This window comes from Paraburkholderia sp. Ac-20347 (assembly GCF_017104805.1).
Classification (GTDB): domain Bacteria; phylum Pseudomonadota; class Gammaproteobacteria; order Burkholderiales; family Burkholderiaceae; genus Paraburkholderia; species Paraburkholderia tropica.
In genome coordinates, this window is the sequence record NZ_JAAGPN010000249.1 from 1 (window position 1) to 11,884 (window position 11,884).

Sequence of the window (11,884 nt, forward strand, 5' to 3'; positions counted from 1 at the left end):
CGGCGGCTTGCGGGTCGCGCGGGGTTTCCGCGCGCTCGGCGCGAGGTTCGCGTTGTTCTCGGGAAGCGCGTGGCTCGCGCGGCTCACGTGGCTCGCGCGGCTGGCGATCGCCGCCGCGCGAAGCTTCGCCCGACTGCGGCGCACGCTGAGATTGATCACGCGCGGGCGCGCGAGGCGCTTGCCGATTCTCGCGATGCTCGCGCGGCGCTTGCACACGCGAATCGGGTTTCTGCGGCGCTTGCGGCGCTTTCGGCGAATCGGTCTGCGGAGCAGTTTGAGAAACAGACGAAGAAACAGCCGCAGAAGCAGGCTGCGAAACCGGCGACGACTTTTGCGCCGTCACCGGCGTCTGCTTTTTCACGGCAGGCGCGTCCGACACCACGGTCACCACCGGCGCAACATTCTTTTCATGCGGCGCCGCCACCTCGGCCGGCTTCGCGGCGGGCGCCTGTTTCCCACGCTGATCCTGCACGCGCGCGCCACCGAGCGCGCCGCTGCCCATCAGCGCGGCGAGCCGGTCCAGCGACGCCGGTTTCTGCGTATCGGCCTGCGCGGCGCCGTACTTTTGCGCGCCGCGCTTTTCCCGCGCGCCGCCGTGCACGGCGTCATCGCCGGAAGGGGTGTTGCTGCCCTGCCCCGAGGCAGGTCTTTTGGGTACATTCGACATGGGGGCGCATTATAATCCCGGGCATGAATTCCCAAACCGACCTCGTCCCCGCCACCCAAGGCGCGCCGGCCTCCGCCGCCGCCTCGGACCCCGCGTCCCAGCAAGCCGCGCAGCAGGTGGCGCAGCACGCACAGTTCGTCGACTGGATGCGATCGGTCGCGCCCTACATCCACGCATTCCAGGGCAAGACTTTCGTCGTCGGATTCGGCGGCGAGGTCGTGCACCAGAACCTGCTCAACGCGCTCGTCGCCGACATCGCGCTGCTCCAGGCCATGGGCATCCAGATCGTGCTCGTGCACGGTTCGCGCCCGCAGGTCGAAGAGCAGATGAGTCTGCACGGCGTGGAGTCGGAGTTCTCGCACGGCATGCGCATCACGAATGCCCGCGCGCTCGAATCCGCGAAGGAAGCGGCCGGCGAAGTGCGTCTCGACATCGAGGCCGCGATCAGCCAGGGTCTGCCGAACACGCCGATGGCGCACGCGCACATCAGCGTCGTGTCGGGCAACTTCGTCACCGCGCGCCCGGTCGGCATTCTCGACGGCGTCGACTTCCAGCATACCGGCGTGGTCCGCAAGATCGACGCCGACTCGATCCGCCATTCGCTCGCGAGCCGCAAGCTCGTGCTGCTCTCGCCGCTCGGCTTCTCACCCACGGGCGAGGCGTTCAATCTGTCGATGGAAGACGTCGCGTCGGCGGCGGCCATCGCGCTGCGCGCCGACAAGATCGTGTTCCTCACGGAAACGCAGGGTCTGATCGACGAGGAAGGCGAACTGATCCGCGAAATGTCGCTCGACGACGCCTACCGCCTCCAGGAAGGCGGCACCGTGCTCGGCGACGCGGGCTTCTATCTGAAGCACTCGATTCGCGCCTGCCGCGGCGGCGTGGGCCGCGCGCACATCATTCCCTACGCGCTCGACGGCGGGCTGCTGCTCGAACTGTTCCTGCACGACGGCGTCGGCACCATGATCTCGTACGAGAATCTGGAAAGTCTGCGCGAAGCCACGCCCGACGACGTCGGCGGCATTCTCACGCTGATCGAACCGCTCGAAAGCGACGGCACGCTGGTGCGCCGCGGCCGTCACCAGATCGAACGCGACATCGACCATTTCTCGGTGATCGAGCACGATGGCGTGCTGTTCGGCTGCGCCGCGCTGTACGCGTATTCGCAGGAGCGCATCGGCGAAATGGCGTGCCTCACGGTCTCGCCCGAAGCGCAAGGTTCCGGCGACGGCGAGCGCCTTCTGCGCCGCATCGAGCAGCGCGCCCGCGCGCGCGGCCTCACGCGCATCTTCGTGCTCACCACGCGCACGGAACACTGGTTCCTCAAGCGCGGCTTCGTCAAGGCCACGGTCGACGACCTGCCCGAAGACCGCCGCCGCCTCTATAACTGGCAGCGCAAGTCGCTCGTGCTGATGAAACAGCTCTGAGCGCGCCGCCCATCCCCATACGACTACAGGAGAAGCACAGCATGGCCCGTATGATTCAATGCGCGAAGCTCGGCAAGGAAGCCGAGGGTCTCGATTTTCCGCCGCTGCCGGGCGAACTCGGCAAGCGCATCTATGAAAGCGTGTCGAAGGAAGCCTGGCAGGGCTGGCTCAAGCAGCAGACCATGCTGATCAACGAGAACCGCCTGAACATGGCCGATCCGCGCGCGCGTCAGTACCTGATGAAGCAGACCGAAAAGTACTTCTTCGGCGAAGGCGCCGATCAGGCATCGGGCTTCGTGCCGCCGACGCAGGGCTGATCGCCCGCCCATCCGCGCTTCGATCCGGCCCTTTGCCGTTGGAAGCCGTGGAAAGCACCGCAAAAACCGCGCCTCGTGCGCGGTTTTTTTTCGCGCGATTTATGCATTTCGTCAACGTGACCGGTGTTTTTTGCTGCACCGCGAAATCGCCGGAATCCCTTGCCGCATAAGGGCTGGCGCGCCTCCCCGACGCTCCGACTGACGGGTCGGTTTGCACGATCTTCCGTTATCGTGCTATCATGTCGCTTCGTTCAACAGGCATTAGCCATCAATTGCATTCAGTCCGGCGCCCGAAAACGCCTTTCCAGCTGAATGCGCTCGCACAAAAAGAACGCGCCGCCACGCGGTGATTCTTTTTCGTTCAGCGGCACTTTGCAGTCACACTCCGTGACAGCCCAGTGTCCTCAAGCGTCCTGCCCCCCTCTACGGCCACGCAGGCGCCAAGCTTAATCACAATTCGATCGAGTGTCGTTTCGCGACACTTCAGCATGCACTTTCGTGCGCCGCCGGATCACGTTCATCGCGCGTCCGGCCTGGCTCGGGTTTCGCCCAGGCGACCCCATGCGCATCGCGCGCCGCGCACGAACGGCTGCCGCTATCGCGAAACGGCACTCTCCGGCAACCGTGGCGAGCTCTCCTGGAGCTCGTCGCAGTCATTGGAGATGCAGACCTTGACCGCTTCCACTTCCGGCGCGTCGGCCCAGTCCGACCTTACCCTCGACGACATCACGATCGTCGATAACAGCCTCCTCAAACGCGCCGTCGGCGCCATGGCCCTTGGCAATGCCATGGAATGGTTCGACTTCGGCGTCTACAGCTACATCGCCGTCACGCTCGGCCAGGTGTTCTTCCCGTCGAGCAGCCCGTCGGCCCAGCTGATCGCCACCTTCGGCACGTTCGCGGCCGCGTTCCTCGTGCGCCCGATCGGCGGCATGGTGTTCGGCCCGCTCGGCGACCGTATCGGCCGCCAGCGCGTGCTCGCGATGACGATGATCATGATGGCCTGCGGCACCTTCGCCATCGGCCTGATTCCGTCGTACCACTCGATCGGCATCGCGGCGCCCGTGCTGCTGCTGGTCGCGCGTCTGGTGCAAGGTTTCTCGACCGGCGGCGAGTACGGCGGCGCGGCCACCTTCATCGCCGAATTCGCCACCGACAAGCGCCGCGGCTTCATGGGCAGCTTCCTCGAATGCGGCACGATGGTGGGCTACGTGTTCGGCGCGGGCACGGTCGCCGTGCTGACCGCCCTGCTCTCGCATCAGCAACTGCTCGACTGGGGCTGGCGCGTGCCGTTCATGATCGCGGGTCCGCTCGGGATCGTGGGCCTGTACATCCGCACGAAGCTCGAAGAAACGCCGGCGTTCAAGCGTGAAGCCGAACTGCGCGAAGCCGAAGAAACCGCGCGTCCGAAGCTCACGCTCCGCTCGCTGCTGACCCAGCATCTGCGCCCCTTCCTGCTGTGCGTGGGCCTCGTGCTGATCTTCAACGTGACCGACTACATGGCGCTCTCGTATCTGCCGAGCTATCTGTCGGCGACGCTGCACTTCAACGAAACGCACGGTCTCTTCCTCGTGCTTGCCGTCATGGTGCTGATGGTGCCGCTGACGATCGCGTTCGGCCGCCTCTCGGACGCCATCGGCCGCAAGCCGGTGATGCTCGCGGGCTGTGTGGGCCTGATCGTGCTGGCGATTCCGTCGCTCACGCTGATCCAGACGGGCGCGGTCGTGCCGGTGTTCCTCGGCCTGATGATTCTCGGCACGCTGCTGTCGTGCTTCACGGGCGTGATGCCCTCGGCGCTGCCCGCGCTGTTCCCGACCGCGATCCGCTACGGCGCGCTCGCCATCGGCTTCAACGTGTCGGTGTCGCTGTTCGGCGGCACGACGCCGCTGGTCGCCGCCTGGCTCGTCGAGCACACGCAGAACCTGATGATGCCCGCGTACTATCTGATGGGCGCGGCGGTCGTCGGTATCGTCTCGGTGCTGGCGCTGCACGAAACGGCGCGCCGTCCGCTGCCGGGTTCGGCGCCGAGCGTCGGCACCAAGGCCGAAGCGCATGCGGTGCTGCGCGGCGTGCGTCTCGCCCGCGAGATGGACGACGACTACGCGACGGCCATGCCCGCCCGCGTGTAAGTCGCACACGGACCGCCGGTTCCCGAATCGGCGACGCCATGAAAAAGGCCAGCTTTACGCTGGCTTTTTTGCGTCTGGCGTTCGTGCGATGCGCGCCCGGCGTGCTTCATTTGATCAGCCGTGCGTGCTCGATGCGCGGCGCGCCGTCGGCATCGATCGTCAGCATGGCGGCTGAGATCGGCAAGCTGAAACGGCGCGGTCCCGCGCTCCCCGGATTCACGTAGATCACGCCGTCGCGCGTGTCGAGCGCGGGCTTGTGCGAATGCCCGCTCACCACGATCGCCACGCCGTCCGCGCGCGGATCGCCGCGCAGATCGGGCAATTCGTGCACGACCGCGATCGCGATCCCGCCGATCTCCAGCCGCGTCTGCACCGGCAGCGCCTCGGCCCACGCACCGCGATCGTTGTTGCCGCGCACGGCGGTCAGCGGCGCGATGCGTGCGAGCGTCTCCAGCACGCCCGGCTCGCAGATATCGCCCGCGTGCACGATGGCATCGCTACCGTCGACGAAACTCAGCAATTCGGGGCGCAGCAGATTGTGCGTGTCGGAAACGAGCGCGATGCGCAGCGGCGTCTGGCGTGACATGGAAACGTGGTCGAGTGGCGGAACACCCGCACCTTACCCGTTCGTGGAGGTTTGCGCAGCCGCGTGGCTGTTGTTACGAACCTCATCGTGAACCTCATCGTAAACATCGGCACGCGTATCGAAATACACCGCGAGCCAGACCGTCGGCAGCGCCGGATCGGTCCACGCCACGCGATGCCGGCAATGCGGCGGAATATGCACATAGTCGCCGGGCAGCATGCCGTGCCGCACGCTCCCCTGCGCCTCGAATTCCAGCGCCGCCGCGCCCGCGAGCAGCACCACCCATTCCTCGCGCGGATCGTCGTACCAGAAGCCCTCGGGACTCGTCTGCCCCGTCGAAACGATGCGCTCGATCAGCACGCCGTCGCGCTTGAGCAGCGCATCGAAACGCTCGTCGCCCGCATAGACGTCGATCGCCGAAAAGAGATTGCCGGTCTTGCCGCCACCCGGCTGCGCCGTACTGTCGTTCATTCGAGCGGCCTCAGTCCGTCGAGCAGCGTGGGCACGAGTTCGCTGACCGTGGGATGGACGTGCATCGCGTATTGCAGCGTCGTATAGGGCGCGTCGGCGGTCATGATGTCGATGAAGCAGTGAATCGCCTCGTCGCCCTCGATGCCGAAGAGGCTCGCGCCGAGAATCTTGTGCGTCTGCGCATCGACGAGCGCCTTCATGAAACCCGCGGTCTCGCCGCGCTCGCGCGCACGCCCGACACGCGACATCGGCATCGTCGCGATCAAGGCGGGCCGCTTCGATGCACGGACCTCGCGCTCGCTCGCGCCCACGCGCGCAAGCGGAGGATCGACGAACACGGCGTAGGCCGGAATGCGCGTATCGACGCTGCGATGCGCGCCGTCGAGCAGATTCGCCGCGACGATCTGGTAATCGTCGTACGACGTGTGCGTGAACGCGCCGCGCCCGTTCACGTCGCCGAGCGCCCACACGCCGTCGACGTTGGTGCGCAACTGGCCGTCGACCGCGATGATGCCGTGCGCGTCGCGCTGGATGCCCGCGACGTCGAGGCCGAGATCGTCGGTATTCGGAATGCGGCCGGTCGCGAACAGCAGATGCGAGACGTCGAGCGTGTCGTTGCCGAGTTCGATGCGAATACCGTCGGCGGGCGTCGCGCCGAGCGGCGCCACGCTTTTCGGCGAGGCGCCGAAGCGGAACACCACGCCTTCGCGCACGAGCACATCCTGCAAGGCTTTGGCGACGTCGTCGTCTTCGCGCGCGAGAATGCGCTCGCCGCGCACCAGCACCGTGACCTGACTGCCGAACCGGCGGAACATCTGCGCGAATTCGAGCGCCACGTAGCTGCCGCCGCAGATCGCGAGATGCGCGGGCAATTCGGTGAGGTCGAGGATGCCGGAGTTGGTTTCGTACCAGATGCGGTCGAGTCCGGGCACGGGCGGCACGGCCGCGCGCGTGCCGGTATTGATGAAGATCTCGTCGGCTTCGAGCGAGTCGGACTCGCCGTTCGCGGACGTCACGCTCAGCGAATGCGGCCCGGTGAAACGCGCGTGTCCTTGTATCACCGAGACGTTTTTAGCGTTACGCAGCCAGCGCTCCACGCCGTCGCGCGACGCACCGATGATCGCGTCCTTGCGCGCCTTGATAAAAGCGAGATCGACGCTGACATCGTCGCGATGCGCGCCGAGCGCACCATTGCCGATGCGAACGCCATACTCGCCCGCGTGCCGCGCCACGTGGGCCGCGCGCGCGCACGCCACCCAGGCCTTCGTCGGCGTGCAGCCGACGTTCACGCACGTGCCACCGAACTGCGCGCGCTCGATGATCGCCGTCTTGCGCCCGCTCGCGCCGAGACGCACCGCCAGCGGCGGACCGCTTTGCCCGGTGCCGATCACGATCGCATCGAATCGCTGTGCCATGCCGCTCTCCTTCGTGTGCTTCGTGTGAAGGGTCCAGGTCGCGCACGGCGCATGCCGCGCTCGCGCCATCTTACGCCGCGCTGCGCACGCGCCGCGCGAGCGCGGCCAACGGCGCGGCTAACAGCGCCTCACGCAGAAACTCACGGAAATCGGCGAAAAAAAGAGCCGCCTCGGAACATGAGGCGGCTCACAGGGTGACGCCACAACAGCAAACGGGCGATGCCGCTGCGCGTCGGGGGGGAAACTAAAAAAGGTGGGTAGCTCAGTGCACCCGCTCGCAGCCGCGGCTCGCGCACCAGAGTTCGCGCGAACGCAGCACCGCAGCGCGTGCGCCGCGCGTGGCGACCATGAAGCCGACCTGGCTCATGTTGAAGTCGAGCGACACCATCAGCTGCATGAGGTCCACCATCGGCAGGACCAGTGCTGGCTGATACAGTTGTCGTTCGATAAAGGATTTCATGACGGCTCCGCTGTGGCCGCCGCGTCTGCATGACGCAGCGGCGATTCCATGGAAGCCATTCTAGGAATGTAGCGTCCGCCGATAAATGGGCTGGACGCGAAGTCACTTGTCGTCAAACGCGAACAATCGTCGCAGGGGCGCGCCGGACGGGGTTGCGCGCCGAACGCTGCCCTTCAGGATCCGTTCGCGCCCGTCGCGTCGGTCACGTCGGCGCGCTCACTCCAGCGGCGTCGCGACGAATTCCGGCAGGGCCTCGGCGCGCAACGACAGCGCGGCCAGCGCCGGATAGCGCCCCGGTTCGATCGTGCCCGGCAGGATGTGCTGCGTGAAACGCCACGCCACCGCCGCCGTGATGTCGGCCTGGGTGATCCGCCCCGCGCACAGCCAGCCCTCGCGCCCGCTCACGAGGCGCTCCAGTTCGGCGTACGCCGCATGCATCTGCGCGCGGACGCGCTCGAACCACGGCTCGTGCTGACGATCCTCGGGGCGCAACTGGCGCTCGTACACCTGCTGCACGGTCTTTTCCATCGCCGCCAGCGCGAAACCGTTTACGCGCAGCGCGAACGTGCGCTCCTGCGTCTCCTCCGGCATCAGACGGCGCGCCGCCGGAACCTTGTGATCGAGGAAATCGAGAATCAGCGTGGAGTCGATCAGCATCGTGCCGTCGTCGTCGATGAACGTCGGCGCCTTGACGACCGGATTGATCTTCGCGAACGCATCGTAGTGCCGGAACACCGACACGCTCTGATGCTCGAACGGCAGCCCGAGGACGTGCAGCGAAATCGCCACGCGACGCACGTAAGGGGAATCCATCATGCCAATCAACTGCATTGTTCACCTCGCTCGCAAAAAAAGGACCGGACCATCGATGGTGCAGCATCGGCCAGCGGTTTTCAAGCCGGATTGATGAAGCGCAAAGCGGCGTCACGAATCGGGACACAGCAGGCTTGTCGGCGCTTCCGTTTTTCGTCGAAATTGCTCAGGCCATCTGATTATCGCTGGAGCCTGAATCTGATCGATCGTAGGAATCAGGAGACGACAGTCCGCGTCATTTAGACCGTGTTTTTTGGGACGGAATATGCATAGGTTCATGCATGCATCTATCGCGAAAACAGGCCTGAAAAATGCCGTGTCGACGTGTCACGCGCGCCGACTGTCCGCTCTGGAGCAAGATTCGTTAGCTGACTTTGCACGTGACGCGACGCGGCAATGTTGCGGCGCAATGGCCGTGTCGCCGGAACGCCCGGAATTCGCGGGTCCGCGCCCACCAAGGCGCACCGGACAGCAAGCAGCAACAGCAGGATGCCGAATCATTAATCACCCTGCATTTACAGGGCTTTTCGTACGCCGCATGTGTTGCAGTGCATCGCCGGGAAACTCCTGGATTCGTACGGCGTAAGGCTGCGCTAGTCTGATTGCACTAGGAGATGAAATCATGAGACAAGCATTCAATGTTGGCATCGTCATCGTCCTCGCCCTCCTCCTCGGGAACCGGATTCTGACTCGCGTGCAGGCGCATGAGGCCAGTTCGGTCAGCTGCGCGAAGGGTTCCGAACTCGTGCGCCTCGAGGCGCTCGCGCGCGGTTTCACGACCCTCGGCGCGCGCAGTCAGGGGGAAAACTTCCTCTCGTCCTGCCTCGTGTCGGGTGAAGCGCAGGTCGGCAAGGTCGTCGCACACGACTGAAGCCTGGCCAGAGTCGCTGGCCGGGTTCCGCGGGAGGGGTCTGGCGGCACGCCCAGCTGGCTGTGTGACTGGGCGCACGCCTCGTGCGCCCGCTCGCGCTACGCGAAACGTTTCGTGAGCTTCCGACTTCGCCGCTCGCTGCGCGCTGGCGCATCGGCCCGCTTCCAGCCGGGCCAACCGTTGATGCCGTCCGGCATCCTCATTTCCCGCCGATTCCCTTGCTGCCGACCGCGTTTGCGCATCCGCGCGCACCCTGCGGCGACGCGATAGCTGCGCCCTAGCGGCACGCGCGGAAGCCGCATGTTAGAGAACCTTTCTTTCGGGTTGCCAATGCGCGCACCTGGCAGCGACAATGGTGCGCAATCCGGAGGGAATTCATGAAAGGAAGGATCCTGCTGCTTGGAGTTGGCATGCTGACGGCGTGCACGTCGGTAACCGGAGTGAATTCGAGACAGGATGGCCATCTTTCGGTAACGAGTCGTGCGCGCTGGGATTTCGTATCCTGGAATCACGTGCGCAGCACCAGCCTCAAGGAAGCGCAAGCCTATTGCCACAAGCGCAAAAAGGAAATGCACGCCATCCAGGTCCATAGCGAAGGCCTGCGCGGCGTGACTTCGCAAACAGTAGAAGTAATCTTCGACTGCATCTGACCCTCCCCGCTTTACCCCAAAATCCCCGTCCCACAAGCCTTTCCGCCGGTAAGCCCGAGGTTTTTCGTCAGCAACCTTGCGGTCGCGCAACAGTTTGTTGTCGTTCTCCCTGATATTCAAACCGCATGCCCGAGGTACACTTCCTTAACACTTTGTTACGGTTTGTCTTAACTCGTATCATGCTTACCGCCTTCTTCATCGCGTCGCCGGTCGCCATCGCTGCTTTGTTCGGCTTTGCACGGCTCGTGAATCCGCGAACCGGCCAGATCGGCAGCCGCTGATTGCGTAAAGGTCATCGGCCCGGCGTCGCGCGCCGGGAAGTCGCGCTTTGTTGGCGCGTCCGATGGTTTTGCGATTGCGTGGATTTTCGTGCCGCAACGCGCGCGCATTGCGCTTTGCCGCGCACGCCGAAGCCTGAGTCGAAGCCTTCGCTCGAACGCCCCTGTTAGCGCCCTTTTTCGCCATCCAGCGCGTTACCCGCGTTCCCGCCACATTCCCGCTGCTGCTTTCCCGCGCGCCCAACAAAAAACCCGCGAAGCGTGACGCTATCGCGGGTTTCATGATTCCAGCGCTACACACTGGAAGAACAACAACATCTGGTGCCGGGGACCGGACTCGAACCGGCAAGCCGTGAGGCGGCGGATTTTCGTCACACTACGTCTTTCGACGCCACCCGCTCATCGAGGCGGGCGTTCGTGCGCTGGACTATGCCTTCGCCATCGCCATCGCCGCGTGCCGCTTTCGCGTAACACGCCGCGCCAACTTTAGGCGCCCCCCGTCTAGTCTCTACACCTTCCGCGCCGACGCATGCTGCGTCAGCCGGCTTGGCTCGGCGTTGCCTCGGTGCCCGCGGGCCCCAGGGGATTCGCCGAATTTGAGGGGTTCTGCACCGGCCGTTTCCGGCTGGGCACTCAAATTATTTTAAGTCCGCTATGTTTACCAATTTCATCACCCCGGCAGGGCGGACGCGATTCTACCATTGCACCGCGCCCCTCCCAAGCGCCTGTCCGTCATCGCTCCGTCATACGCGTTTCTCATAATCGGCCCCGTCGAAAACGTTTACATCGCTCGGGGCCAGCCGCATGACGTCAACCATCAAAGATGTCGCCGCACACGCAGGATTTTCGATCGCCACCGTGTCGCGGGCGATCAACGCGCCGCACACGGTCAATCCGGTCACGCTCGCCCGCGTGCGCGAAGCCATCGACGCGCTCAAGTTCAGCCCCAGCCCGCTCGGCCGCCAGTTGCGCGGCGAACGCACGCGTCTGATCGGCGTGGTGCTGCCGACGCTCGCCAATCCGGTTTTCGCGGAATGCTTGCAGGGCATCGACGAATTGGCGTCCGCGCAAGGCTTCCGCCTCATGCTGATGACGACGCAGTACGACGCGCAGCGCGAACGCCACGCGATCGAAACGTTGCGCGCGCAACGCGTCGAGGGACTGATCCTGACGGTCGCCGACGCGGATACGCACCCGCTCCTCGACGAAATCGACGCCGACGGCCCGCTCTACGTGCTCATGCACAACGACACCAAGCGCCGCCCGTCGGTGTCCGTCGATAACCACCAGGCCGCTTTCGACGGCGTGCGCACGCTGATCGCCCACGGCCATCGACGCATCCTGATGCTCGCGGGCACGCTCGCCGCCTCCGACCGCGCGCGCCAGCGTCACGCCGGCTACGCGCAGGCGATGCGGCAAGCGGGTCTCACGCCCGCACCCGCGCTCGAAATCGATTTCAACGCAGCGGAACTCGCGCCGTCGGTGCTCGCGCATCTGACGACCGGCCCGCAACGGCCCACCGCCCTCTTCTGCAGCAACGATCTGCTCGCGATGGTGGTGATGCGCGGCCTGCGCCGCGCGCGCATGCGCGTGCCGCAGGACATGTCGATCCTCGGTTTCGACGGCCTCGCGGTCAGCGAACTGCTCGCGCCGCCGCTCGCGAGCATCGGCACGCCCAACGGCGAGATCGGCCGCTCGGCGTGGCAGCGGCTGATGGCGCGCATCGGCGGCGAGTATTCGGGTCCGTCGCTCGGCCTCGCGCTGCCGCACACGCTGCGCGAAGGCGGCACGATCGCGGCC

General features: G+C 65.4%; 11 protein-coding genes and 1 pseudogene. 6 read left to right on the forward strand and 6 right to left on the reverse strand.

Annotated features, from left to right (window positions below; translation table 11 throughout):
- Nucleotides 1-667: pseudogene (locus G3N97_RS31030) on the reverse strand (hypothetical protein); the annotation flags it as partial.
- A 23-nt stretch (nucleotides 668-690) separates the two neighbouring features.
- Here G3N97_RS31030 and argA point away from each other — a divergent pair.
- The 3 genes from argA to proP all read left to right on the forward strand — a co-directional run bounded on the left by argA (nucleotide 691) and on the right by proP (nucleotide 4,540).
- Nucleotides 691-2,094 (forward strand): amino-acid N-acetyltransferase, encoded by a 1,404-nt coding sequence (argA, locus tag G3N97_RS31035; protein WP_205996782.1) that lies wholly within the window; start codon nucleotides 691-693, stop codon nucleotides 2,092-2,094.
- 41 nt (nucleotides 2,095-2,135) lie between these two features.
- Complete coding sequence (locus G3N97_RS31040; protein WP_065060302.1) at nucleotides 2,136-2,411, forward strand: oxidative damage protection protein; 276 nt, start codon at nucleotides 2,136-2,138, stop codon at nucleotides 2,409-2,411.
- 662 nt (nucleotides 2,412-3,073) lie between these two features.
- Nucleotides 3,074-4,540 (forward strand): glycine betaine/L-proline transporter ProP, encoded by a 1,467-nt coding sequence (proP, locus tag G3N97_RS31045; RefSeq protein ID WP_110328252.1) that lies wholly within the window; start codon nucleotides 3,074-3,076, stop codon nucleotides 4,538-4,540.
- 106 nt (nucleotides 4,541-4,646) lie between these two features.
- On the opposite strand, the gene G3N97_RS31050 is transcribed toward proP, so the two are convergent.
- From G3N97_RS31050 to G3N97_RS31070, 5 genes are all read right to left on the reverse strand, one after another.
- Nucleotides 4,647-5,126: a metallophosphoesterase family protein gene (locus G3N97_RS31050; RefSeq protein WP_205996783.1), complete on the reverse strand. Its 480-nt coding sequence runs from the start codon at nucleotides 5,124-5,126 to the stop codon at nucleotides 4,647-4,649.
- Nucleotides 5,127-5,159: 33 nt separating this feature from the next.
- Nucleotides 5,160-5,597 carry a cupin domain-containing protein gene (locus G3N97_RS31055; protein WP_205996784.1) on the reverse strand — a complete coding sequence of 146 codons (438 nt, stop codon included), beginning with the start codon at nucleotides 5,595-5,597 and terminating at the stop codon, nucleotides 5,160-5,162.
- Complete coding sequence (locus G3N97_RS31060; RefSeq protein WP_205996785.1) at nucleotides 5,594-7,012, reverse strand: FAD-containing oxidoreductase; 1,419 nt, start codon at nucleotides 7,010-7,012, stop codon at nucleotides 5,594-5,596. Before G3N97_RS31060 ends, G3N97_RS31055 begins: the two co-directional genes overlap by 4 nt.
- Nucleotides 7,013-7,274: 262 nt before the next feature.
- Nucleotides 7,275-7,472 carry a hypothetical protein gene (locus tag G3N97_RS31065; RefSeq protein ID WP_183038814.1) on the reverse strand — a complete coding sequence of 66 codons (198 nt, stop codon included), beginning with the start codon at nucleotides 7,470-7,472 and terminating at the stop codon, nucleotides 7,275-7,277.
- A 216-nt stretch (nucleotides 7,473-7,688) separates the two neighbouring features.
- On the reverse strand, nucleotides 7,689-8,303 hold the full coding sequence (locus G3N97_RS31070) for a glutathione S-transferase (RefSeq protein WP_205996786.1): 615 nt from the start codon (nucleotides 8,301-8,303) through the stop codon (nucleotides 7,689-7,691).
- 604 nt (nucleotides 8,304-8,907) lie between these two features.
- Between G3N97_RS31070 and G3N97_RS31075 the strand changes: the two genes are divergently transcribed.
- From G3N97_RS31075 to G3N97_RS31085, 3 genes are all read left to right on the forward strand, one after another.
- Entirely contained in the window at nucleotides 8,908-9,156 is a 249-nt protein-coding gene (locus G3N97_RS31075; protein ID WP_205996787.1) for a hypothetical protein, read from the forward strand.
- 377 nt (nucleotides 9,157-9,533) lie between these two features.
- On the forward strand, nucleotides 9,534-9,806 hold the full coding sequence (locus G3N97_RS31080) for a hypothetical protein (RefSeq protein WP_205996788.1): 273 nt from the start codon (nucleotides 9,534-9,536) through the stop codon (nucleotides 9,804-9,806).
- A gap of 1,082 nt (nucleotides 9,807-10,888) precedes the next feature.
- The coding region (locus G3N97_RS31085; RefSeq protein ID WP_205996789.1) for a substrate-binding domain-containing protein at nucleotides 10,889-11,884 on the forward strand (996 nt) is incomplete at its 3' end.